The organism is Algoriphagus taiwanensis (genome assembly GCF_036245645.1).
Classification (GTDB): domain Bacteria; phylum Bacteroidota; class Bacteroidia; order Cytophagales; family Cyclobacteriaceae; genus Algoriphagus; species Algoriphagus taiwanensis.
In genome coordinates this window covers 404295-427485 of record NZ_BTPE01000001.1, presented here as the reverse complement: position 1 = coordinate 427485, position 23191 = coordinate 404295, and the positions used below count along the sequence as shown (strand labels likewise).

The window sequence follows — 23191 nt, the reverse complement described above, 5'->3', positions numbered from 1 at the left end:
CATGGATTACACGACCCCGAAGTGGGTCGAACTTTAAAGATTACTTCGCTATCGCTCGTAAAGACGGTAGCGGATACTTCCCAAGTGGGAGGGGGTACTTCCGAAGTACCCCCTCCACTTCAAAACACCAATCGCCAAGTTCAGAACTCCAACGTTGCGGTTTCGAACTCCAAAGTTCGAGTTCAGAAGTCCAAGCGCCGAGTTCAGAAGTCCAAGCTCCGAGTTCGAAAGTCCAAGTTCCGAGTTCAGAAGTGCAAGCTTCAAGTTCTAAACTCCAAGTTTCGAGTTCAGAAGTCCAAGCGCCGAGTTCGGAAGTGCAAGCGCCGAGTTCGGAAGTCCCCTTTTCCTTAATTCAAAAAAAGCTGCCGAACTTTCGTCTGGCAGCTTGTTCGGCCCAAATTAGGAGGCTTGAACCAGTGTGTGTCGGTAAAGGTCCAAGCCCGCCTGCATCGGGCAGGTCAGGAGACTTGAACCAGTTGTCCAGAGGATAAACTTTACAAATCCGCCAATCTTACAATTTCCTTACCCAAACAAATCTGAGCTCAAATACCGGTCTCCCCGATCGCAGGTGATGCAGACGATCAGCCCTTCGTCGAGTTCTTTGGAAAGCTCAATCGCTGCATGAAGGGCCCCTCCACTGCTCATTCCTGCAAGGATTCCTTCCTCTTTGGCCATTCTTCGGGTCATTTGCGTGGCCTGTTCCTGAGATACGTCAATCACTCTATCCACTCGTTCTTTCTCAAAAATGGCAGGTAAAAATTCCGGTGACCAGCGTCGAATACCCGGTATGCTTGATCCATCCGTAGGCTGAGTTCCCACGATTTGGATATTGGGGTTCATTTCCTTTAGGTAGCGAGATACTCCCATGATTGTACCTGTAGTCCCCATCGCTGAGACGAAATGGGTGACTTTCCCCTCTGTATCTCTCCAGATTTCTGGTCCGGTAGTTTTGTAATGAGCCAGGTAATTGTCCGGATTCCCAAACTGATTGAGCATGAAATAGCCTTCTTCATCCCGCATCTGTTCGGCGAGCGTTCTGGAATACTCGATAGTTTTAGCTGCAGGGGTAAGGATAACTTTCGCGCCGTAGGCTTCCATGGAGAGAACACGCTCCCGGGTGGAATTGTCCGGCATGATCAAGGTCATATCCAGTCCCAAAACTTTGGCCACCATTGCGAGAGCAATTCCGGTGTTTCCGCTGGTAGCTTCGACCAGTTTATCTCCTTTTTTGATTTCCCCTCGATCTAGAGCTGACTGCAACATATTGTATGCAGCCCGGTCCTTTACACTTCCTCCTGGGTTTTGTCCTTCCATCTTGCAAAGGATTTTCACCTTGGGATGGGTTGGAATGTGCTCCAACTGAATGAGAGGGGTATTTCCGATCAGTTCAAAGAGTCGCATCGATATCATTTTTGAATACGTAACGGTCTGTCACCAAACCATCCTCATGATGGATTTGAGTTTGATAATAGACTTTGGAATTGGCCGGAACTGATTTGGTCAACCATACATTACCTCCAATGACAGAGTTTTTGCCAATGACAGTATTTCCACCCAAAATCGTAGCTCCTGCATAAATAACCACTCCATCCTCGATGGTGGGGTGTCTTTTGGTATCTGCATCTGCCTTTTCGACACTTAATGCCCCCAAGGTAACTCCTTGGTAAACCTTGACTCTATTGCCGATATAGGTCGTTTCCCCGATCACCACTCCTGTACCATGATCAATGCAGAAATATTGACCGATAGTGGCCCCCGGATGGATGTCGATTCCGGTTCGGCTATGAGCGATTTCAGTGATCATTCTAGGGATCAATTTGATTCCCTGCTCATGCAAAAGGTGAGCAATCCTATAAGCAGCGATGGCATAAAAACCCGGATAGCTGCGCAAAATCTCTGTTCTGGATTTGGCTGCAGGATCCCCCTCATACATGGCGTCCACATCTTGGTGTACCCAATCGAATACCTGCTCCAACTGCTCAAAAAAGGATTGAGCCAAAACTGACCCGTTTCCTGAATGCAAATGCTGATTTCTAGAAAGAATTGCTCCCAGTTGCTCTCTGAGCAAAATCAGGCGAGCTGAAACCTCTTCTTCAGATTTTACTTTTTGCAAGGCATATTCCGGAAAAAGTAAACCCAACAGTTCCTCAAAGAAGGATTGAATAACCTGTGGAGAGGGGCAATCCGAACAGGATTGATGGGTTTTGAAGATTTTAGATACGAGGGAGTTCATAGGTTTGAGGTGCGGTAGCTATAGCACAAAACCCACTCGGATCACATAAGGTTCGGCGTAGTAAGAATTTTGATTGTCATGAAGGACATTATACAAAAAGGTAAAATTAGCTCCTCCTCTACGACCAAATGGAGCAAAATAGCCACCTCCTATGAACAGCGCATCAGTCCAAACCCTTCTAAATGCTTGTTCTGCCACACTGTAGGTTTCCCAGTTGATGTTTTCATACTCGACGTGGGTAAAAATATTGGGCAAAACGTTGTACCTCCCAAAGACTCGACCACCATATGATGATCCATTGGCTCCCTGAAAGCGGTTATCGTCGTAATATTGATAAGTGATCCCTGCACCTGCAGAAAGTCTAGGAGTAATCATCACTCCCGCCAGAGGAGAAATATCGATAAACGTTACCGTCCCAAATTGAAGACCAAGATTCCCTCCAAAAAACATACGATCCTTCAGGCTGGTAGAATCCCCATAAATCTCCCGCTGTGCAAAAGCATCCAGTTGAATAAAGGCAAAGCCTAGAAGAATAAGGGCAAAAACTTTATTTTTCCACGATGACATAGATATCCTCCGTTTGTTTTTTCATAAAGTACTTTTCTCTGGCAAATTTTTCCAAAAGTTCAGGATTGCTCATCAACTCCTCTCGTTCTGCTTTAACCTGAGCCTTTTTTTCCAGATAAAACTCCTTTTGATCCTCTAAATCCCAAAGTTTCTTACTGAGACGAAACTGATTGATCAGATTATTGGAATCAATGAAGATCATCCAAAAGAGAAAAAAAGAAGTCGCCAGGACATAAAAATTGCTGCTGTATTTGAGGACCTTCTTCATAGAATCAATTTGCCTAGACAAGGTACAAAAATGATGCAAAAAAAGGGGCAATCCGATTGGACTGCCTCTTTAGGGTATTTTTGGTAATGGAAAATTACTTCAATCGACCTTTGAAAATAGCTGAATCTCCCAACTGCTCCTCAATTCTCAATAATTGGTTGTACTTAGCCATACGGTCAGAACGGGAAGCAGAACCGGTTTTGATCTGTCCACAATTAGTTGCAACTGCCAAGTCAGCGATAGTAGAATCTTCAGTTTCACCCGAACGGTGAGACATCACTGCAGTGAAACCAGCCTTATGAGCCAAGTTTACAGCATTCAAGGTCTCGGTCAAAGTACCGATTTGATTTACTTTCACCAGGATAGAGTTGGCAGACTTCTCTTCGATACCTCTTTTCAAAAACTTCACATTAGTCACAAAAAGATCATCTCCTACCAGCTGCACTCGGTCACCGATTTTGGCAGTCAGCATGGCCCATCCAGCCCAGTCTTCCTCAGCGCAGCCATCTTCGATAGAATCGATAGGGTACTTTTCGGTCAACTCAGCCAAGTAAGCTACTTGTTCTTCTCTCGATCTCACCTTGCCGGTTGGACCTTCAAATTTGGAATAATCGTATTTTCCGTCTTTGTAGAACTCTGAAGAAGCACAATCCAAAGCGATAGTCACGTCGTCACCTGCTTTGTATCCTGCCTTTGCGATAGCATCCAAAATGCAAGCCAAGGCTTCTTCAGTACCTCCTGAGAAGTTGGGAGCAAATCCACCCTCATCCCCTACTGCGGTGCTGAGGTTTTTGTCATGAAGGATCTTTTTCAGGCTATGGAAAATCTCAGCACCCATTCGGATTGCTTCAGAGAAGCTTGGTGCACCTACCGGACGTACCATGAATTCCTGAAAAGCAATTGGGGCATCCGAGTGAGAACCGCCATTGATGATATTGAGCATAGGTACCGGAAGGGTATTTGCATTGACACCTCCGATGTAGCGGTAAAGCGGCTGTCCTGCTTCCATTGCAGCAGCTTTGGCTACTGCCAGGGAAACACCAAGGATGGCATTTGCACCTAGTTTGCTCTTGGTGGGAGTACCATCCAAATCAATCATGATTTGGTCGATAAGATTTTGCTCGAAAACATCCATCCCCACCAATTCCGGTGCTATGATATCGTTGACATTGGAAACGGCCTTAAGGACTCCTTTTCCAAGGTATTTGCTTTTGTCTCCGTCTCTGAGTTCTACGGCTTCATTGACCCCAGTGGACGCCCCACTTGGCACTGCTGCGCGTCCAAAAGCTCCGTTTTCGGTAAATACATCTACTTCTACAGTTGGGTTACCTCTGGAATCGAGGATTTGTCTTGCATGAATTGATTGAATCAACGTCATAGTTTTAAAAGGTTTATGAAATTAGTTTTGGTTGATTAGGGCTATAAATTCATCGAATAAATACCGTGAATCATGAGGACCCGGAGATGATTCCGGATGATACTGCACGGAGAAGGCAGGTTTATTCTTCAGTCGGATACCAGCTACCGTGTGATCATTGAGATGAACATGGGTGATTTCCACTTCAGGATTTTGCTCCGCGTCTTCCCTCACGATGTTAAATCCATGATTCTGTGAGGTGATCTCACTTTTACCAGTGAGCAAGTTCTTGATGGGATGGTTAAGCCCACGGTGGCCATGGTGCATTTTGTAGGTTTTGATTCCTACCGCCTCAGCTAGAAGCTGATGTCCTAGACAAATTCCAAATACAGGCTTTCCAGTACCGAGGATATCCTTAACCGTATCCACTGCGTATTCCATGACCGCTGGATCACCTGGGCCATTTGATAAAAAATAAGCGTCTGGATTCCACTTTTGGATTTCTTCCAGTTTTTCTTTGGCTGGAAACACCTTGCAGTACACTCCTCTGGAGGCAAGATTTCTGAGAATGTTCTTTTTGATCCCAAAATCCAAGCAAGCTACTTTTATTGGAGAATTTTCATCCCCGAAGAAATAAGGCTCTTGAGTACAAACGGTAGAGGAAAGCTCCAAACCATTCATATCCGGCACTTTCTCCAACTCCTTCTTCAATCCATCCAAATTCCCTTCATATTCGGAACTGATGATGGCATTCATAGCACCTTTGGATCGAAGATGACGAACAAGCTTTCGCGTATCGATATCGGCGATTCCAGTGATTCCGTACCGAACCAGGTAATCCTGCAGCGAACCAGAAGCATCCAATCTTGAATAGACTTCAGAGAAGCTATTGACTACGATGCCTGCTACGCAAGGATGATCAGATTCGATCTCTTCGGCATGGACTCCATAGTTGCCAATATGAGAGGTAGTAGTAACTACGATTTGCCCGGTGTAGGAGGGATCCGTGTAGATTTCCTGATAGCCGGTCATTCCGGTGTTGAAGCAAATTTCACCCCCATTTGTACCGGGATTACCGATGAGAGTACCATGAAAGGCCGTGCCATCGGCCAGGAGAAGTGTAGCTTTTTGTTTGTTCATTTTGCTTGAGATTGCCCAAAGTTAACCATTTCTTGGGAAGGAGGGTAAGCGATTAGGGTATAAAAAAAGGATTGAACGAGAGTCCAATCCTTTGTTATGTGAAAATCAAATTTCAATTTATTTTTCTTCAGTTTCGCCTTCAACAGGAGCTTCAGGAGCGCTAGGCTCTTCAGTTTTTGCTTCCACTGCTGGAGCAACTGGAGCTGCATCAGTAGCTTTGCTTCCACTGCTTCTTCTTGAACGACGGGTAGTCTTCTTCGCTGGCTTGGCATCCTTGAGCATCAATTCGTTGAAATCGACTAGCTCGATGATACACATTTCAGCATTGTCACCCAATCTGAAGCCGGTCTTGATAATCCGGGTGTATCCACCTGGACGAGTACCTACTTTCTCGATCACTTCTCCAAAAAGCGCTTTGATCGCTTCTTTGCTTTTCAGGTAGGAGAAAGCAATACGTCTGTTGTGGGTAGTATCTTCTTTTGCTCTGGTCACCAGAGGCTCAACATACTTCTTCAATTCTTTAGCCTTGGCAAGCGTGGTAGAAATACGCTTGTGAAGAATGAGGGAAGTTGCCATGTTGGAAAGCATTGCCTTCCTGTGAGCGGACGTCCTACCAAGGTGGTTAATTTTCTTTCCGTGTCTCATTTTATTTATTCTTCATCAAGTTTGTACTTAGAAATATCCATCCCGAAGGTGAGTCCTTTCTCTTGGATCAATTGCTCCAATTCAGCAAGGGATTTTTTACCGAAGTTTCTGAATTTCATCATGTCTGAAATCTCCAACTTGGCGAGATCTCCCAAAGTCTTCACATCAGCGGCTTTGAGGCAGTTGAATGCTCTGACAGAAAGGTCAAGATCGCTGAGAGAAGTCTTCAATAGCTTACGCATGTGAAGGAATTCCTCGTCGATTGGCTCTGGCTCGGCGATACCTGTAGAATCCAAGACCATAGTTTGGTCTGAGAATAGCATGAAGTGCTGAATCAAAATCTTAGCTGATTCCTGAAGCGCTTTCTCTGGGTGGATAGACCCATCGGTAGTTACTTCCAAGATCAACTTTTCGAAGTCAGTCTTTTGCTCTACTCGGGTATTTTCTACGCTATACTTCACATTTTTGATAGGGGTGAAGATCGCATCGATTGCAATTTGGCCGAAAACCTGCTCCTTAGGTTTGGATTCTTCAGCTGGCAGATACCCTCTTCCTTTTTCGATTGTCAATTCAATTTCGAAAACTTTAGATTCGTCGATGTGACAAATCACCAATTCCGGATTGAGCACCTCGAATGAGGAAGTGAATTTAGCAATGTCCCCTGCGGTGAAAACAGACTGATTTTTGATCTCAACGGTGATTTTGCCATCGAAAGCCTCATGAACTTTCTTGAATCTCACCTGCTTGAGGTTCAAAATGATATCAGTAACGTCTTCTACTACACCCTCGATGGTGGAAAATTCGTGAACCACACCCGGAATTTTGACGGTAGTGATCGCGTATCCTTCCAAAGAAGAAAGTAAGATTCTTCTTAGGGCGTTACCGATGGTAACTCCATAGCCTTTTTCAAGTGGTTTGAAGGTGAAAAGACCGTGAAAGTCATCTGCTTTCTCCATCACCACTTTTTCAGGCATTTGAAATGCTAGTATGGACATATATTTAGTTCTGTTTTTAGCTGAAAATAGTAAATTATTACTTAGAGTAAAGTTCGACAATGAGCTGCTCCTTGATATTCTCAGGAATATCATCTCTGCCAGGCACACTTACAAACTTACCTGAAAGGGAAGCATTGTCCCATTCCAGCCAAGGATATCTGTTGGCGCCTTTTCCTGCCAAACTGCTGGTGATTGCCTCCAAAGACTTGGAACGCTCCCTTACGGAAACAACGTCACCAGGCTTAAGAGTGTAAGAAGGGATGTTAACCACTTCTCCATTTACAAGGATGTGCTTGTGACCTACCAATTGTCTTGCTCCTCTTCTAGTTGGGGAAATACCCAATCTGTAGACAGTATTGTCCAAACGAGCTTCCAAAAGCTGAAGCAAGTTTTCACCGGTGATTCCGGATTTTCTAGAAGCGATGTCAAACATCTTGGCAAATTGTCTTTCCAATACACCATAGATGTATTTTGCTTTTTGCTTTTCGGCAAGCTGGATTGCATATTCAGACTGCTTCTTTCTTCTGCCTCTTCCGTGCTGGCCGGGAGGGTAGTTTTTCTTCTGAAGCGCTTTGCTATGCCCTTCGATAGGCTCTCCAAATTTTCTGGAGATTTTTGCTTTAGGACCTGTATATCTAGCCATTCTGTTACCTTTTTAAAATTAAACTCTTCTACGCTTTGGTGGACGACAACCGTTGTGCGGAAGTGGAGTGACGTCTACAATAGTAGTCACATCCAATCCTACGTTTTGCAAGGTTCTGATCGCGGATTCACGACCTGCGCCTGGACCTTTCACGAATACTTCGATCTTTCTCAAACCTAGATCGTAAGCAACCTGACCGCAATTTTGAGCGGCCATCTGTGCAGCGTAAGGAGTATTTTTCTTAGAACCTCTGAAACCCATTTTACCGGCAGAAGCCCATGAGATCACTTGACCTGCATTGTTGGTAATGGAGATGATGATATTGTTGAAGGAGGCTTTGATGTGTGCCTGTCCTACAGCTTCTACCTTTACTACTCTCTTTTTACCTTTTGATTTATCGTTTCTTTTCTGAGCCATAATCTAAATCAGGTTTTATTTGGTTGCCTTCTTCTTGTTAGCAACAGTCTTTCTTTTACCCTTCCTTGTTCTGGCGTTGTTTTTGGTACCCTGACCACGCACCGGAAGTCCTTTTCTGTGTCTCAAACCTCTGTAGCAACCGATATCCATCAATCGCTTGATGTTCAATTGAACCTCTGACTTCAGAGCACCTTCAGTTCTGTATTCCTCGGCGATGATATTTCGGATCGCAGTAGACTCATCGTCATTCCACTCTCCTGCTTTTTTGTCAAAAGAAATACCGGCCTTGCTTAGGATAGCACGGGCAGAGCTTCTGCCGATTCCGAAGATATAGGTAAGCCCAATCTCGCCGCGCTTATTGTCTGGTATGTCTACACCTGCAATTCTAGCCATGATTAACCTTGTCTTTGTTTATACTTAGGATTTTTTTTGTTGATGACGTAAAGTTTTCCTTTTCTGCGGATCACCTTGCAGTCAGCACTTCTCTTTTTAATAGATGCCTTTACTTTCATAGGATTATTATTTTACTTTTTTGCCGCTACTGTCCGGAAAAACTAAACCTGAATACGATTGGTCTGATTTTCCTGATTTTGTTCAGGCTATTTGTATCGATATACTATTCTGCCTTTTGTCAAATCATAGGGAGAAAGCTCCAACTTCACCTTATCCCCAGGGAGGATTTTGATGTAGTTCATTCTCATTTTACCGGAAATATGAGCAATCAACTGATGTCCATTTTCCAGTTCCACTTTAAACATCGCGTTGGACAACGCTTCCGTGATGGTACCGTCTTGTTCTATTGATGTCTGTTTGGCCATATTAGAATTTAAAGATCTCCTCTATGTATTTGTGGGTCGTCAAAACCTCTGTTTTATCCTCAAATATTGCGACCGTGTGTTCGTAATGAGCAGAAGGTTTCCTGTCTGCTGTACGAATCGTCCATCCATCTCTTTCCTGTACAATATTTCGTGTACCTAAATTGATCATGGGCTCGATCGCAATCACCATTCCCTGTTTTAATAAGGGACCGCTGCCTTTTTTGCCGTAATTTGGTACCTCAGGAGCTTCATGGAGCTTTTTGCCCAAACCGTGTCCAACTAATTCCCGGACTACAGTGTAACCTTTGGCTTCCACAAATTTCTGAATTGCAAATCCAATATCTCCGATTCGATTACCGGCTTTGGCTGCTTCAATACCCAAATAGAGCGAATCTCGGGTAGCTTTTAATAATTCCAGAACAGCAGGAGATACTTCACCGATAGGATACGTATAAGCGGAATCGCTATGAAAACCTTGGTGAAAGACTCCACAATCTACTGAGATTATATCGCCATCTTTCAATTCATAATCACTTGGAAATCCATGAACTACAACTTCATTCACAGAAATGCAAAGTGATGCAGGAAACCCATTGTAGCCCTTAAACGAAGGCACTGCTCCGTGGTCCCTGATAAACTCTTCAGCAATTTGGTCTAGAAAAGAGGTCTTTACCCCTTCTTTGATATGCTTGGCGATTTCTCCGTGAGCTCTTCCAAGAATATCCGCACTCTGTTTTATTCTATTAACCTCTTCAGAGGTCTTGTAATGAATCATTTTAAGCTACTTGGTAATTAGAAGCACTATTCTTCATATTACCGCTTTTCATCATTCCTTCGTAGTGTCTCATCAAAAGGTAACTTTCGATCTGACGAAGGGTATCCATAATCACACCCACCATAATCAAAAGAGAGGTACCTCCATAAAACTGAGCAAACTCTCCGCCTACACCTGCCACTATAGCCAAGGCAGGAAGAATAGCCACTACAGAAAGTAAGATCGACCCTGGAAGTGTAATCTTGGAAATAATCCCATCGATGAACTCTGCGGTAGGCGCACCTGGCTTGATTCCCGGTACGAAACCACCATTTCTTTTCATATCCTCTGCAATTTGCTCCGGGTTAACGGTAATAGCTGTGTAGAAGAAAGTGAAAATAATGATCAAGACGGCGAAGAGTAAGTTATACTGCCAAGAAGTGAAATCACTGAAAGTGGTTCCGATGTAATTGGCAATGTCGCTTTCACCAGCCCAAATCTGAGCTACCAAGGCAGGTACAAACATCAAAGATTGAGCGAATATGATTGGCATAACACCTGAGGCATTTACCTTGATAGGAATATATTGCCTCTGTCCACCATATACTTTTCCACCCACTACTTGCTTGGCATATTGAACAGGAATTCTTCTGGTAGCCTCTGTCAAAGCAACCACAGCAAGAACAACGAAGAACAATACACCTGCTTCAATCAACAACAGTAACAATCCTCCCGATCCTTTTTCAACCACCTCAGCGATAATCGCTCCAGGAAATCTAGAAATGATACCAATCATGATCAGCATGGAAATACCATTACCGATACCTTTTTCGGTGATCTTTTCACCCAACCACATACAGAACATAGTTCCTGCTGAGAGCAGAACCAAAGAACTGAACATGAAAAGGGAAGTACTGACCATTACTGCGCCTGTAGGAAGGATAGTTGCGGTAACATATCCAATCCCCTGAGCGACTGTGATTGCTATAGTCAGAACTCGGGTAATCTGATTGATTCGTTTTCTACCAGATTCCCCCTCCTTCTGCATCTTTTGGAAATAAGGTACTCCGACAGTTAGCAGCTGCAGCACGATGGAAGCAGAGATGTATGGCATAATTCCCAAACCGAAGATGGACGCATTACTAAATGCTCCTCCAAGGAAAGTGTCAATCAAGCCGAAAATCCCTTCAGGAGCTCCACCCAATTTGCTTGGATCTACCCCGGGAAGAACGATGAATGACCCCAATCGGAAAATGATGAGAAATCCAATCGTATTCAAAATACGAACTCTCAAATCCTCGATCGAGAAAATATTTTTAACCGTCGAAATAAACTTTTTCATTTACTTAAATCTTGTTTACAGTACCACCAAGCTTTTCGATAGCTTCAACGGCTAAAGCAGAAAATTGGTGTGCAGTCACGTCTAATTTGGCTTTCAATTCACCGCCACCCAATACTTTGATTTTATCGTTTTTAGAAGCAATGCCATGAGCGACTAAAGCTTCCATATCGATACCGGTCAAGTTGTATTGTTCGGCAAGGATCTGCAAGGTATCCAAATTCACGGGCTTGTACTCAACCCGATTGAAAGATTTAAAGCCAAATTTTGGAACACGTCTTTGAAGTGGCATCTGACCACCCTCAAAACCGATCTTTTTCTTGTATCCAGATCTTGACTTAGCGCCTTTGTGACCTCTTGTGGAAGTTCCACCTCGACCAGAACCGGTACCACGACCAATTCTTTTTCTGTTTTTGGTAGACCCTTCGGCCGGAGTTAATGTATTCAGTTTCATAATTAAGCTTCCTCCACTTTTACCAGGTGATTCACTTTATTTACCATTCCTGCGATCTGAGGAGTGTTCTCCAAGATGACAGACTTGCTGATACGACCCAAGCCCAAAGCTGCAACAGTTGCCTTTTGATCTTTTGGTCTTTTGATCGTACTCTTTACCTGTGTGATTTTAATCTTTGCCATGATGATTATCCGTTAAAGACTTTAGCCATTTTTACTCCTCTTTGCTGAGATACAGCAATCGCATCTCTAAGCTGGACCAAAGCATCAATGGTTGCTTTTACCACGTTGTGAGGATTTGAAGATCCTTTGGATTTAGCCAATACGTCTGTGACACCGGCTGATTCCAAAACTGCACGCATCGCACCACCGGCGATTACACCGGTACCAGCTGCTGCAGGCTTGATCAATACGAAACCTCCACCGAATTTACCGATTTGCTCATGAGGGATAGTGCCTTTCAAAACCGGTACTTTTACCAGGTTCTTCTTTGCATCTTCGATACCCTTGGTGATCGCATCTGTTACTTCGTTGGCTTTACCCAAACCATAACCTACTACACCTTGGCCATCACCTACCACCACGATAGCTGAGAAGGAGAATCTTCTACCCCCTTTTACCACTTTGGCTACTCGGTTGATAGCTACTACTTTCTCTTTTAATTCTGTATCTGTAGCCCTAATGGGTTTTCTTCTTACTTGGGACATAACGATTAAAATTTAAGGCCTCCTTCTCTGGCACCTTCAGCCAAAGCTTTTACATTACCATGATACAGGTAGCCGTTTCTGTCGAAGACAACGGAAGAAATCCCGTTAGCTACAGCTCTTTCGGCCAATTTTTTACCCACTTCTTTGGATACTTCTAGTTTGGTGTTAGCCTTTGCGCCTAGCTCCTTGGAAGAAGCCTGTGCCAAAGTGTGACCCTTAAGGTCATCCACCAACTGGGCATAAATACCTGTATTGCTTTTGAATACAGACAAACGAGGTCTGGAATCAGTACCCGAGATTTTTCTACGGATACCCTGCTTGATTCTAAGTCTTCTGGAATTCTTATTAAATGCCATAACCTATTATTTTTTACCGGCAGTTTTACCAGCCTTACGTCTAACATTTTCACCAACGAAGCGCACACCTTTTCCTTTGTAAGGCTCTACCTTTCTCAAGGATCTGATTTTGGCTGCTACCTGACCAATCAATTCTTTGTCAATTCCCTCTAGAGTAATCACTGGGTTTTTACCTTTTGGAGTCTCGGTCTTAAGCGCGATTTCCTTTGGCAAAGCCATGAAAATACTGTGAGAATAACCCAAGCTAAGCTCAAGAATTTGACCTTGATTGGATGCCTTATAACCTACACCGACAAGTTCCAAATCTTTCTTGTATCCTTCAGATACTCCGATCACCATATTGTTGATCAGTGCACGATATAGACCGTGCATGGATTTGTGTCTTTTAGAGTCAGTAGGTCTGGTCAGGACAAGTTCTTGTCCTTCCACTTTCACCTGAATATCAGGATTCACATCCTGAGTCAGTGTACCCTTTGGACCTTTAACAGTGACAGTTCCATGAGCTGACACGTCTACAGTAACACCGCTGGGTAGATTTATTGGTTTTTTACCTATTCTAGACATGATAGTTAATTAATATACGTAGCAAAGTACTTCGCCACCGATTCCTTCGGTACGGGCTTCTTTGTCAGTCATTACTCCCTTGGAGGTAGAAATGATCGCGATGCCCAAGCCGTTGATTACGCGTGGCAATTCATCGTGCTTGGCATATTTTCTAAGACCTGGAGTACTTACGCGCTCCAAGCTTACGATTGCATTCTGCTTTGTAGAAGGATTGTACTTAAGCGCAATTTTGATTGTGCCTTGAGGACCATTCTGCTCAAACTTATAGTTTTGAATGTATCCTTTGTCGTGCAATACTTTAGTAATCTCCTTCTTGATATTAGAAGCAGGGATCTCGACGATTCTGTGAGAAGCTTTGATAGCATTTCTCAATCTGGTCAGATAATCGGCTATTGGATCAGTCATAATAAATTTAGTCTAGCACCACCCAAATTGGGCGTGCAAAGTTACGAATTGATTTTTAGAATAAAAACTACTGTCGTTTTATTTACCAGCTAGACTTTGTCAGACCAGGAATCTTACCTGCAGCTGCCATTTCTCTGAAGGTAACCCTGTTGATACCGAACTTCCTCATGTATCCTTTAGGACGGCCGGTCAGCTTGCATCTGTTGTGAAGTCTTACCGGAGAGGCGTTCTTTGGTAACTTGTCAAGGGCCTCGTAGTCACCAGCTGCTTTCAGCTCAGCTCTTTTCTTGGCATACTTGGCTACCAGTCTTTCTCTTTTTCTCTCACGAGCTTTGATGGACTCTTTTGCCATGATTATTCTTGGTTTTTATTTACGAAAGGCATACCGAAAGCTTTCAACATTGCAAAAGCTTCTTCATCTGTATTTGCAGTAGTCACGAAAGTGATGTCCATTCCGGAGATTCTGTTCACCTTTTCGATGGAAATCTCAGGGAAAATGATCTGCTCTGTAACACCTAGGGTGTAGTTACCTCTTCCGTCAAATCCTTTGTCGGAAACACCTTTGAAATCTCTTACTCGAGGAAGAGCTACGGTCATCAGACGATCAAGAAATTCATACATTCTTTCTCCTCTGAGGGTCACTTTGGCACCGATAGGCATGCCTTCTCTCAACTTAAAGTTGGAGACAGCAATTTTAGCTTTGGTAGCTACCGCCTTCTGTCCAGTAATCAATGACAATTCTTCAACCCCTTGGTCAGCAAGCTTCTTATCCGCCACTGCCGCACCGATACCTTTATTAAGGACGATTTTGGTAAGTTTTGGCACTTGCATTACAGAAGTGTACTGGAATTTTTCTTTCAAAGCCGGAACGATATCGTTCAGGTACTTTTCTTTCATTCTTGGATTAGCCATTGATCACCTCCCCGGTTTTCTTTGAATATCTGACTAGTTTACCGTTTTCATTGAGCTTGCGTCCTGTACGGGTAGCTTCACCTGTCTTAGGGTCTACCAGCATCAAGTTGCTGATATGCAAAGCAGCTTCTTTCTTCTCGATACCTCCCTGTGGCTTTGCCGCAGTGGGCTTCACGTGCTTGGTGATCATATTGATTCCCTCTACGATTGCCTTTCTTTTCTGGGTATCTACGGAAAGTACTTTACCAGTTTTTCCTTTGTCATCTCCGGCGATTACTTTCACAGTATCACCAGTTTTGATGTGCAGCTTTGGCTGCTTATTGAATTTTCTTTCCATGATTACAATACTTCAGGGGCCAAGGAAACAATCTTCATGAACTGCTTTTCTCTAAGCTCACGGGCAACCGGTCCGAAGATACGGGTACCTCTAGGCTCATCGTTGTTGTTCAACAACACAGCTGCATTGTCTTCGAATCTGATATACGAACCATCCTTTCTACGGATTTCTTTTTTGGTTCTCACGATCACCGCTTTGGAAACGGTACCTTTTTTCATGTTGCTGGAAGATAGGGCTGACTTTACAGTCACGACTACTTTATCACCGATAGAAGCATATCGCTTTTTAGTTCCTCCCAATACGCGGATGACCAATACCTCTTTGGCACCGGAGTTGTCCGCCACACTTAGTCTGGATTCTTGCTGTATCATGATTACTTAGCCCTTTCAATAATTTCAACTAATCTCCAACGCTTGTTCTTACTCAGCGGACGAGTCTCGCTAATTCGTACGGTGTCACCTGGGTTACACTCGTTGTTCTCGTCATGAGCCATAAATTTGGTAGTCTTGGCAACAAACTTACCGTAGATAGGATGTTTTACCATTCGCTCTACAGCTACAGTAATGGACTTATCCATGTTGTTGCTTACGACTTTACCAATTCTTTCTTTTCGAAGATTTCTCTCAATCGTAGCCATTTTCTTTTCTGTTAGCTAGTTATTTGGAGGCCAATGCAGTCTGCAATCTTGCGATCAAACGCTTGGTCTCGCGGATTCTGTTAGGATTTTCAATTGGAGAAATCGAATGGGCAAATTTCAATTTGCTTAGATTCTCCTGCTCAGCGACTATTCGCTCGGCGATTTCACTTGCTGCAAGTGATCTGATTTCAGTGTTTTTCATAATTCCTGATTATTCAGCGTAGTCTCTTCTTACCACAAATCTTGTACTTACGGGTAGCTTCTGCTGCGCAAGTCTCAATGCTTCCTGAGCGGTCTCCAGGCTCACGCCTGTAGCTTCGAAAAGGATCGTTCCTGGCTTGATAACGGCCACCCAATATTCTGGTGCACCTTTACCTTTACCCATACGAACCTCAGCGGGCTTTTTGGTGATCGGCTTGTCAGGGAAAATTCTGATCCAAACCTGACCTTCTCTCTTCATCGCTCGGGTCATGGCAATACGCGCTGCCTCGATCTGGCGTGAAGTAATCCATCCTGGCTCCAGGGATTTGATGCCAAAGTTGCCAAAAGAAAGCTCATGCCCTCTTTGTGCAATGCCTTTGACACGGCCCTTTTGCATTTTCCTATATTTAGTTCTTTTTGGCTGTAACATGATTTCTCACTTAGAACGGTGAAAATTAGTTATTTCTTTTTCTTCGTCTCGGACCGTTGTCTCTTCCCTTAGGACCTGCAGGTCTCTGGCCCTTAGGCTCATTGGCTGCACCCTGATTAGGAGAAAGATCTCTCTTGCCGTATACTTCACCTTTGAATATCCATACTTTGATACCGATGATTCCGTAGACAGTCAAGGCTTCGGAGATAGCATAGTCAATGTCAGCTCTCAGAGTATGCAAAGGAATTCTTCCTTCCTTGTACATTTCAGATCTTGCCATTTCTGCACCTCCCAAACGTCCGGAGAGTTTTACTTTGATTCCTTCTGCTCCTACTCGCATGGAAGCGGCGATTGCCTGCTTCATTGCCCGGCGGAAGGAAATTCTTGCCTGAAGCTGCTGAGCGATAGATTCACCTACCAACTTTGCATCCAGTTCAGGACGCTTGATTTCGAAGATGTTGATTTGAATATCCTTATTAGTGATTTTCTTCAACTCTTCCTTCAGCTTATCTACTTCGGCGCCACCTTTACCAATTACTACCCCTGGTCTAGCAGTGTGGATAGTCAAAGTGATTCTTTTAAGCGTACGCTCAATGATCACCTTGGAGATACCGCCTTTAGGGATTCTGGCAAGGACATACTTTCGGATTTGCTGATCTTCGTATAGTTTATCAGCAAAGTCTTTTCCACCATACCAGTTGGAATCCCAGCCTTTAACTACACCAAGTCTAAATCCTATTGGGTTAATCTTTTGTCCCATAGTCTTTTCTTAATTTGCCTTTTCGTTTAATTCTTCAAAATCAGCGGTAACTTCTCCAGAGTTGAATGCATCAACAACGAGGGTTACATGATTGGATCTTTTACGGATTCTGTGACCTCTACCCTGAGGAGCAGGTCTGAGTCTTTTCAAGGATCTACCCTCGTCTACCATGATGGTTTTGATGTATAGATCAGCCTCTTCCAGCTTGGCATCAGGATTCTTGGCTTGCCAGTTGGCAACTGCTGAGAGAAGTAATTTCTCCAGTCTGAGAGCTCCATGATTTGGCGTGTATTTCAACAGGCTCAAAGCCATTCCCACTCGCTTGCCTCTCACGAGATCAGCAACCAGGCGCATTTTGCGCGGGGAGGTAGGAACATTTCGTAATCTTGCTATTGCTTCCATGATTATCTCTTTCCTTTATCTTTTTTAGCAACGTGGCCACGGAAATTTCTCGTAGGAGCAAATTCGCCCAACTTGTGGCCTACCATGTTGTCAGTGACAAAAACAGGAATAAACTTGTTACCGTTATGCACAGCGAAGGTGTGGCCTACGAAATCCGGGGAAATCATTGATCTTCTTGACCAGGTCTTGATGACAGATTTCTTGCCCGACTCGTTCATGGCGTCTACTTTCTTTACCAAGTGGTGCTCGATATAAGGACCTTTTTTTAATGATCGTGCCATGTTTATTTAGATCTTTTGCTAACGATAAACTTGTTTGAATACTTCTTAGGGGATCTGGTTTTCTTACCCTTGGCAAGAAGACCTTTTCTGGATCTTGGGTGACCACCGGAGGATCTACCTTCACCACCACCCATTGGGTGATCGACTGGGTTCATTGCTACACCTCTGGTTCGTGGTCTTACGCCTAGCCATCTCTTACGACCTGCTTTGCCCAAGACTACGTTCATATGATCACCGTTGGAAACTGTTCCAACTGTAGCCATACATACTCCCAAAACCAATCTCATTTCACCAGAAGGAAGCTTAACGGTCACATACTTGCCATCTCTAGCAACGATCTGAGCGTATCCACCAGCACTTCTAGCCAATGCTCCACCTTTACCTGGCTTCAATTCCACATTGTGTACAATGGTACCCATTGGAATATTCACCATTTGCATGGCGTTGCCCACTTCTGGAGCAACTTTCTCTCCGGAAATCACTGTTTGTCCTACTTGCAAACCTTCCGGGGCGATAATGTAGGCTTTAGCTCCGTCTGCATAGTAAAGTAGGGCAAGACGTGCTGTTCTGTTTGGATCGTACTCGATCGCCTTTACAGTCGCTGGTACACCAAACTTGTTTCTTTGGAAGTCTACAATTCTCAGTCTTCTCTTATGACCACCACCGATGTAACGGGCAGTCATTTTGCCTTCATTATTTCTACCGCCTGATTTCTTCAAAGGAGCGATCAAAGATTTCTCTGGCTTGGACGAAGTGATTTCGTCGAAAGCTGGAGCTACTCTGAATCGGGTTCCCGGAGTTACAGGCCTTAATTTTTTAATTGCCATGATATTGATTCAATTAAATTTCTCCGTAAAAATCAATCACCTCACCGTCAGCTACCTGTACAATTGCCTTTTTGAAGGAATTGGTGAAGCCTGATACGATTCTATTCTTAGTATATCTGGTCTTATGCTTCGCAGCATATCGCATGGTGCGAATAGACACTACTTTCACGCCATAGGTCTTTTCTACAGCATTCTTGATCTGAAGCTTATCTGCGGTTTTTTCTACGATGAATCCGTATACTCCCTTTTCGTTAAGTCCTGAGATCTTCTCTGTAATCAAAGGCTGTTTCAGAATCTCCATTGTCTTATTTCGATAAAATGGTTTCCAACTTACTTACAGAACCTTCGCACAACACCAAGTGATCTGCGTGAAGAAGCTGATAAGTATTGACATCATTCACAGTGACTACTTTCGCCTTAGGAAGGTTTCTGCTGGACAAGAAGACATTCTTATTGTCTTCTGGAAGTACCAAAAGGGTCTTTTTGTCAGCTAGAGCAAGTCCATTAAGCAATGCGATGTAGCTTTTAGTCTTTGGAGCCTCGAATGAAAGATCTTCCAAAACCACTAGGCTGTTGTCTTTTACCTTATAAGAAAGGGCAGACTTTCTAGCCAACTGCTTCATTTTCTTATTCAATTTGAAGGAATAGTCTCTTGGCTTAGGGCCAAATACTCTACCTCCACCTCTGAAAAGCGGGGACTTCAAAGATCCTGCACGTGCACCACCGGTACCCTTTTGCTTCTTGATCTTTTTGGTAGAACCTGCTACTTCATTTCTTTCTTTTGACTTGTGAGTTCCCTGTCTCTGATTGGCCAGGTATTGTTTCACGTCCAGATAGATGGCATTGTCATTGGGCTCGATTGCAAAAATCTCGTCCGAAAGAGTCACCTTTCTACCTGTATCTTGTCCTTGATGATTAATTACTGCTAATTCCATGGCTTACTTCTCCAGAATAACAAATGAATTTTTTGGACCAGGCACTGAACCAGAAACCAACAAGAGGTTTTGCTCAGGGTAGATTTTCAACACACGAAGGTTGATCACCTTTACTCTGTCTCCTCCTGTTCTTCCAGCCATTCTCATTCCCTTGAATACTCGGGAAGGCCAAGAACATGCACCAATGGAACCTGGGTGTCTCTGTCTGTTGTGCTGACCGTGAGTTTGTCCACCCACACCGCCAAAACCATGACGCTTTACTACCCCCTGAAATCCTTTACCTTTAGAAGTACCGATGGCGTCAACAAAGTCGCCCTCAACAAATACTTCACCAGCTTTCACTGTAGCCCCTAGATTTACCTGGCCTTCAAATTCGACCCGGAAATCACGGAACTCAACAACTTTCTGCTTTGGAGTGGTGCCGGCCTTTTTGAAATGGCCCATCAATGGCTTAGGAGTGTTTTTCTCCTTTCGCTCACCAAACCCCAACTGCACTGCGTTGTACCCGTCTGTTTCAACGTTTTTTACTTGCGTCACTACGCAAGGACCAGCTTCGATTAGCGTGCATGCGACATTACGTCCATCGGCACTGAAGATGCTAGTCATTCCGACTTTTTTACCTATAATACCAGACATCTTAAATAAGATAATTTGATAATCCACAAGCATTTATGCGCTTGGGCCCTTTTTAAGGACTGCAAAGTTACTGAAATAAAATTTGGCAGCAAATCCCAACTCTAATATTTTCAAACAATTAGAAAAAAATGATTGGCCAAAGCCCAAGTTTCATGCCTCCAGCCAACGAAAATTTTTTAATTGCCCAAAAAAACAAAAGACCTGCATGATTTGCAGGCCTTTTGAAGGAAGGTTTCAGAGCCAATCAAACTTTGATCTCTACATCCACACCGCTTGGAAGCTCAATTTTCATGAGTGCATCCACCGTCTTAGAAGAGTTGGAGTAGATATCTACCAATCTCTTATAAGTACAAAGCTGGTATTGATCTCTAGCTTTCTTGTTTACGTGTGGGGATTTCAACACGGTAAACTTCTCTTTCTTGGTAGGCAAAGGAATAGGACCTACTACTACAGCGCCTGTGGCCTTTACTGCCTTCACGATCTTCTCTGATGACTTGTCCACCAGGCTATGATCGTATGATTTTAGTTTTATTCTGATTTTCTGATTCATTTTCTTAAAGATTAGGCTTTTTCACCTTTTACTTTGGCAATCACTGTTTCCGCAATATTGCTTGGAACTGGCTCGTAGTGAGAGAAGGTCAGGGACGCAGTCGCTCTACCGGAAGAGATCGTTCTCAAGTCAGTTACGTAACCGAACAACTCAGACAAAGGAACAGCTGCTCTGACTACGGTAGAGGTACCCTTGGTATCCATTCCTTTCATCAAACCTCTTCTTCTGTTTAAGTCACCGGTGATAGGACCTGTGTACTCATCTGGAGTCACCACGTCCACGGACATGATTGGTTCCAAAAGCTGAGGCTTACACTTTTTGGCTGCCTCTTTAAATCCAATTCTTGCTGCCAATTCGAAAGAAAGCGCATCGGAGTCCACATCGTGGAATGAACCGTGGAACAATCTTACTTTCATGGATTCGATTGGATAGCCGGCCAAAGGACCGTTTTTCATGGCTTCGTTAAATCCTTTCTGGATAGCTGGGATAAATTCCTTAGGAATCACACCACCCACGATACCATTGACAAAGTCCAAGCCTGGCTTAATTTCGCCGGTTTCTGCATCTGCTTCTCTCGGACCCAATTCGAATACGATATCAGCAAATTTACCCTTACCACCTGTCTGCTTCTTGTAGACTTCTTTGTGCTCCACATTGCCAAACAAAGCTTCTTTGTAAGCAACCTGAGGTGCACCTTGGTTGATTTCTACTTTGAATTCTCTCTTCAATCGATCGATGATGATTTCCAGGTGAAGCTCACCCATACCTCTCAAGATCGTCTGACCAGTTTCGTGGTCGGTGTTTACCTGAAGTGTAGGATCTTCTTCCACCAATTTGGCAATCGCCATACCCAATTTATCCACGTCAGCTTGAGTCTTAGGCTCAATTGCATAACCGATAACTGGCTCAGGGAAGATCATAGATTCCAATACTACTTTGCGCTTTTCGTCACAAAGCGTATCACCGGTCTTGATATCTTTAAAGCCTACTACCGCTCCGATATCCCCTGCCACCAATCTTTCGATTTGGTTTTGCTTATTTGCGTGCATTTGGAATACTCGGGAGATACGCTCCTTATTTCCTGAACGGCTGTTGAATACATAAGAACCGGATTCAAGAACACCTGAGTAAGCTCTTACAAAGCAAAGTCTACCTACGAATGGGTCAGTGGCAATTTTGAACGCAAGACCTGTGAAAGGTTCTTTCTCATCTGGAGCGATTCTTACTTCCTGCTCTTCATTGTCCAAAGCATGACCAATGATATCGTCCTTATCCAATGGAGAAGGAAGCAATTCCATCACCAAATCAAGCATGGTCTGAACTCCTTTGTTTTTGAAAGAAGAACCACAAACCATAGGAACGATCTTCATGTCAATTGTTGCTTTTCTCAAAGCAGTGAGAATTTCTTCTTCAGAAATAGAATCTGGATCGTCAAAGAATTTCTCCATCAAAGACTCGTCGTACTCAGCTACAGCTTCAAGCAAGTGCTCTCTCCACTGCGCTGCTTCTTCCTGCAAGTCTTCAGGAATCGGAACTACCTCATAGGTCATTCCCATGTCGTGCTCGTTCCAGATAATTCCTCTGTTGTTGATCAAATCAACAACACCTCGGAACTTATCTTCTGCACCGATTGGAATCTGCAAAGGAACAGCATAGCTGCCAAGCATATCTTTCACTTGCTTGCAAACTTCCAAAAAGTTAGCACCTGCACGGTCCATCTTATTGACGAAACCGATTCGTGCTACATTGTAATTATCAGCCAATCTCCAGTTGGTCTCAGACTGAGGCTCCACACCATCTACTGCACTGAACAAGAACACCAAGCCATCCAATACCCGAAGGGAACGGTTAACTTCAACAGTAAAGTCTACGTGACCCGGGGTATCGATAATGTTCACATTGTATTTTTGGTCTCGGTAGTTCCAAAATACGGTAGTAGCTGCAGAGGTGATGGTAATCCCTCTTTCCTGCTCCTGAGCCATCCAGTCCATCGTGGCAGCACCATCGTGCACTTCCCCGATTTTGTGGGAAACACCCGCATAAAAAAGAATTCGCTCAGTGGTAGTCGTTTTACCGGCATCAATGTGAGCAGCGATACCGATATTTCTAGTATATTTTAAGTCTCTTGCCATCGGGATTAAAATCTAAAGTGTGAGAATGCTTTGTTGGCTTCGGCCATTCTGTGTGTATCATCTTTCTTCTTCACTGCGGCACCTTCGCCTTTTGCAGCTGCGATGATTTCACCGGCTAGTCTATCCATCATGGTTTTCTCACCTCTTTTACGAGCATAGGTGATCATCCACTTGATTCCAAGGGACATCTTTCTTTCAGGTCTCACTTCCATTGGAACCTGGAAAGTAGCACCACCAACTCTACGACTCTTCACCTCAACGGATGGAGCAATATTGTTAAGCGCCTTTTTCCAAACTTCAAGACCATTCTCACCTACTTTGGATTCTACTTTTGCTACTGCATCATAGAAAATGTTGTAAGCAATACTCTTCTTCCCGTCGATCATTAGACAGTTTACAAACTTGGTGACCAAAGTATCATTGAACTTTGGGTCAGGAAGAATATATCTCTTCTTTGGTTTCGCTTTTCTCATTTCTTTTTAAAACGTTT

At 43.8% G+C, this 23191-nt stretch carries 38 protein-coding genes; all 38 read right to left on the bottom strand.

Annotation, left to right across the window (positions count from 1 at the left end; translation table 11 throughout):
* Window positions 1-522: 522 nt before the first annotated feature.
* The 38 genes from cysM to rpsG all read right to left on the bottom strand — a co-directional run bounded on the left by cysM (window position 523) and on the right by rpsG (window position 23174).
* Entirely contained in the window at window positions 523-1401 is an 879-nt protein-coding gene (cysM, locus tag AAA938_RS01875) for a cysteine synthase CysM (protein ID WP_338226917.1), read from the bottom strand.
* Window positions 1388-2233 (bottom strand): serine O-acetyltransferase EpsC, encoded by an 846-nt coding sequence (epsC, locus tag AAA938_RS01870; RefSeq protein WP_338226916.1) that lies wholly within the window; start codon window positions 2231-2233, stop codon window positions 1388-1390. The genes cysM and epsC overlap by 14 nt, the downstream gene beginning before the upstream one ends.
* Before the next feature lie 18 nt (window positions 2234-2251).
* Window positions 2252-2800 (bottom strand): hypothetical protein, encoded by a 549-nt coding sequence (locus AAA938_RS01865; protein WP_338226915.1) that lies wholly within the window; start codon window positions 2798-2800, stop codon window positions 2252-2254.
* Window positions 2781-3068: an FtsB family cell division protein gene (locus AAA938_RS01860; protein WP_338226914.1), complete on the bottom strand. Its 288-nt coding sequence runs from the start codon at window positions 3066-3068 to the stop codon at window positions 2781-2783. Before AAA938_RS01860 ends, AAA938_RS01865 begins: the two co-directional genes overlap by 20 nt.
* 94 nt (window positions 3069-3162) lie before the next feature.
* Entirely contained in the window at window positions 3163-4446 is a 1284-nt protein-coding gene (gene eno / locus AAA938_RS01855; RefSeq protein ID WP_338226913.1) for a phosphopyruvate hydratase, read from the bottom strand.
* A 21-nt stretch (window positions 4447-4467) separates the two neighbouring features.
* Window positions 4468-5565 carry a glutamine-hydrolyzing carbamoyl-phosphate synthase small subunit gene (gene carA / locus AAA938_RS01850; RefSeq protein ID WP_338226912.1) on the bottom strand — a complete coding sequence of 366 codons (1098 nt, stop codon included), beginning with the start codon at window positions 5563-5565 and terminating at the stop codon, window positions 4468-4470.
* A 117-nt stretch (window positions 5566-5682) separates the two neighbouring features.
* Window positions 5683-6210: a 50S ribosomal protein L17 gene (gene rplQ / locus AAA938_RS01845; RefSeq protein WP_338226911.1), complete on the bottom strand. Its 528-nt coding sequence runs from the start codon at window positions 6208-6210 to the stop codon at window positions 5683-5685.
* Window positions 6211-6215: 5 nt separating this feature from the next.
* Window positions 6216-7205 (bottom strand): DNA-directed RNA polymerase subunit alpha, encoded by a 990-nt coding sequence (locus tag AAA938_RS01840; protein ID WP_338220976.1) that lies wholly within the window; start codon window positions 7203-7205, stop codon window positions 6216-6218.
* A gap of 37 nt (window positions 7206-7242) precedes the next feature.
* Window positions 7243-7848: a 30S ribosomal protein S4 gene (gene rpsD / locus AAA938_RS01835; protein WP_338220977.1), complete on the bottom strand. Its 606-nt coding sequence runs from the start codon at window positions 7846-7848 to the stop codon at window positions 7243-7245.
* 18 nt (window positions 7849-7866) lie between these two features.
* Entirely contained in the window at window positions 7867-8265 is a 399-nt protein-coding gene (rpsK, locus tag AAA938_RS01830; RefSeq protein ID WP_338220978.1) for a 30S ribosomal protein S11, read from the bottom strand.
* A 15-nt stretch (window positions 8266-8280) separates the two neighbouring features.
* Complete coding sequence (rpsM, locus tag AAA938_RS01825) at window positions 8281-8658, bottom strand: 30S ribosomal protein S13 (RefSeq protein ID WP_338220979.1); 378 nt, start codon at window positions 8656-8658, stop codon at window positions 8281-8283.
* Between the two features lie 2 nt (window positions 8659-8660).
* Complete coding sequence (gene rpmJ, locus AAA938_RS01820) at window positions 8661-8777, bottom strand: 50S ribosomal protein L36 (protein WP_013927415.1); 117 nt, start codon at window positions 8775-8777, stop codon at window positions 8661-8663.
* Window positions 8778-8864: 87 nt separating this feature from the next.
* Window positions 8865-9083: a translation initiation factor IF-1 gene (gene infA, locus AAA938_RS01815; protein ID WP_077346329.1), complete on the bottom strand. Its 219-nt coding sequence runs from the start codon at window positions 9081-9083 to the stop codon at window positions 8865-8867.
* A gap of 1 nt (window position 9084) precedes the next feature.
* Window positions 9085-9858 (bottom strand): type I methionyl aminopeptidase, encoded by a 774-nt coding sequence (gene map / locus AAA938_RS01810; RefSeq protein WP_338226910.1) that lies wholly within the window; start codon window positions 9856-9858, stop codon window positions 9085-9087.
* Between the two features lies 1 nt (window position 9859).
* Entirely contained in the window at window positions 9860-11179 is a 1320-nt protein-coding gene (gene secY, locus AAA938_RS01805) for a preprotein translocase subunit SecY (RefSeq protein WP_338220981.1), read from the bottom strand.
* 4 nt (window positions 11180-11183) lie between these two features.
* Window positions 11184-11630, bottom strand: coding sequence for a 50S ribosomal protein L15 (rplO, locus tag AAA938_RS01800; protein WP_338226909.1), 447 nt, complete (start codon window positions 11628-11630; stop codon window positions 11184-11186).
* Between the two features lie 2 nt (window positions 11631-11632).
* Window positions 11633-11812 (bottom strand): 50S ribosomal protein L30, encoded by a 180-nt coding sequence (gene rpmD, locus AAA938_RS01795; RefSeq protein ID WP_338226908.1) that lies wholly within the window; start codon window positions 11810-11812, stop codon window positions 11633-11635.
* A 5-nt stretch (window positions 11813-11817) separates the two neighbouring features.
* Window positions 11818-12336 carry a 30S ribosomal protein S5 gene (gene rpsE / locus AAA938_RS01790; RefSeq protein WP_206570971.1) on the bottom strand — a complete coding sequence of 173 codons (519 nt, stop codon included), beginning with the start codon at window positions 12334-12336 and terminating at the stop codon, window positions 11818-11820.
* Between the two features lie 5 nt (window positions 12337-12341).
* On the bottom strand, window positions 12342-12692 hold the full coding sequence (gene rplR / locus AAA938_RS01785) for a 50S ribosomal protein L18 (RefSeq protein WP_338220984.1): 351 nt from the start codon (window positions 12690-12692) through the stop codon (window positions 12342-12344).
* Window positions 12693-12698: 6 nt separating this feature from the next.
* Window positions 12699-13256, bottom strand: coding sequence for a 50S ribosomal protein L6 (gene rplF, locus AAA938_RS01780; RefSeq protein ID WP_338226907.1), 558 nt, complete (start codon window positions 13254-13256; stop codon window positions 12699-12701).
* Window positions 13257-13265: 9 nt separating this feature from the next.
* Window positions 13266-13661, bottom strand: coding sequence for a 30S ribosomal protein S8 (gene rpsH / locus AAA938_RS01775; protein ID WP_338220986.1), 396 nt, complete (start codon window positions 13659-13661; stop codon window positions 13266-13268).
* Window positions 13662-13743: 82 nt separating this feature from the next.
* Entirely contained in the window at window positions 13744-14013 is a 270-nt protein-coding gene (gene rpsN, locus AAA938_RS01770) for a 30S ribosomal protein S14 (protein WP_026953276.1), read from the bottom strand.
* 2 nt (window positions 14014-14015) lie between these two features.
* Window positions 14016-14573: a 50S ribosomal protein L5 gene (gene rplE, locus AAA938_RS01765; RefSeq protein WP_338220987.1), complete on the bottom strand. Its 558-nt coding sequence runs from the start codon at window positions 14571-14573 to the stop codon at window positions 14016-14018.
* Window positions 14566-14910, bottom strand: coding sequence for a 50S ribosomal protein L24 (gene rplX, locus AAA938_RS01760; RefSeq protein WP_338226906.1), 345 nt, complete (start codon window positions 14908-14910; stop codon window positions 14566-14568). Before rplX ends, rplE begins: the two co-directional genes overlap by 8 nt.
* A 2-nt stretch (window positions 14911-14912) precedes the next feature.
* Window positions 14913-15281, bottom strand: coding sequence for a 50S ribosomal protein L14 (gene rplN / locus AAA938_RS01755; protein ID WP_026953273.1), 369 nt, complete (start codon window positions 15279-15281; stop codon window positions 14913-14915).
* 2 nt (window positions 15282-15283) lie between these two features.
* On the bottom strand, window positions 15284-15547 hold the full coding sequence (rpsQ, locus tag AAA938_RS01750) for a 30S ribosomal protein S17 (RefSeq protein ID WP_338220989.1): 264 nt from the start codon (window positions 15545-15547) through the stop codon (window positions 15284-15286).
* A gap of 19 nt (window positions 15548-15566) precedes the next feature.
* The gene (gene rpmC / locus AAA938_RS01745; protein ID WP_338220990.1) at window positions 15567-15749 is read right to left on the bottom strand and encodes a 50S ribosomal protein L29; all 183 of its coding nucleotides are present in this window, start codon (window positions 15747-15749) and stop codon (window positions 15567-15569) included.
* Between the two features lie 9 nt (window positions 15750-15758).
* Window positions 15759-16178, bottom strand: a complete 420-nt coding sequence (rplP, locus tag AAA938_RS01740) for a 50S ribosomal protein L16 (protein WP_338220991.1) — start codon at window positions 16176-16178, stop codon at window positions 15759-15761.
* A 25-nt stretch (window positions 16179-16203) separates the two neighbouring features.
* Window positions 16204-16938, bottom strand: coding sequence for a 30S ribosomal protein S3 (rpsC, locus tag AAA938_RS01735; RefSeq protein WP_338226905.1), 735 nt, complete (start codon window positions 16936-16938; stop codon window positions 16204-16206).
* Between the two features lie 9 nt (window positions 16939-16947).
* Window positions 16948-17340: a 50S ribosomal protein L22 gene (gene rplV, locus AAA938_RS01730; RefSeq protein WP_338226904.1), complete on the bottom strand. Its 393-nt coding sequence runs from the start codon at window positions 17338-17340 to the stop codon at window positions 16948-16950.
* A 2-nt stretch (window positions 17341-17342) separates the two neighbouring features.
* Window positions 17343-17621, bottom strand: coding sequence for a 30S ribosomal protein S19 (gene rpsS, locus AAA938_RS01725; protein ID WP_026953267.1), 279 nt, complete (start codon window positions 17619-17621; stop codon window positions 17343-17345).
* Window positions 17622-17623: 2 nt separating this feature from the next.
* The gene (rplB, locus tag AAA938_RS01720; protein ID WP_338226903.1) at window positions 17624-18448 is read right to left on the bottom strand and encodes a 50S ribosomal protein L2; all 825 of its coding nucleotides are present in this window, start codon (window positions 18446-18448) and stop codon (window positions 17624-17626) included.
* Between the two features lie 13 nt (window positions 18449-18461).
* Window positions 18462-18749, bottom strand: a complete 288-nt coding sequence (gene rplW / locus AAA938_RS01715; protein ID WP_338220995.1) for a 50S ribosomal protein L23 — start codon at window positions 18747-18749, stop codon at window positions 18462-18464.
* A gap of 4 nt (window positions 18750-18753) precedes the next feature.
* On the bottom strand, window positions 18754-19383 hold the full coding sequence (gene rplD, locus AAA938_RS01710) for a 50S ribosomal protein L4 (RefSeq protein ID WP_338220996.1): 630 nt from the start codon (window positions 19381-19383) through the stop codon (window positions 18754-18756).
* Between the two features lie 3 nt (window positions 19384-19386).
* Window positions 19387-20019: a 50S ribosomal protein L3 gene (gene rplC, locus AAA938_RS01705; RefSeq protein ID WP_338220997.1), complete on the bottom strand. Its 633-nt coding sequence runs from the start codon at window positions 20017-20019 to the stop codon at window positions 19387-19389.
* Window positions 20020-20263: 244 nt separating this feature from the next.
* Window positions 20264-20569, bottom strand: a complete 306-nt coding sequence (rpsJ, locus tag AAA938_RS01700) for a 30S ribosomal protein S10 (protein ID WP_024284766.1) — start codon at window positions 20567-20569, stop codon at window positions 20264-20266.
* Window positions 20570-20580: 11 nt separating this feature from the next.
* Complete coding sequence (gene fusA, locus AAA938_RS01695) at window positions 20581-22701, bottom strand: elongation factor G (RefSeq protein WP_338226902.1); 2121 nt, start codon at window positions 22699-22701, stop codon at window positions 20581-20583.
* A gap of 5 nt (window positions 22702-22706) precedes the next feature.
* A complete protein-coding gene (rpsG, locus tag AAA938_RS01690) occupies window positions 22707-23174 on the bottom strand; it encodes a 30S ribosomal protein S7 (RefSeq protein ID WP_067544568.1) in 468 nt (155 codons plus the stop codon).
* Between the last annotated feature and the right edge of the window lie 17 nt (window positions 23175-23191).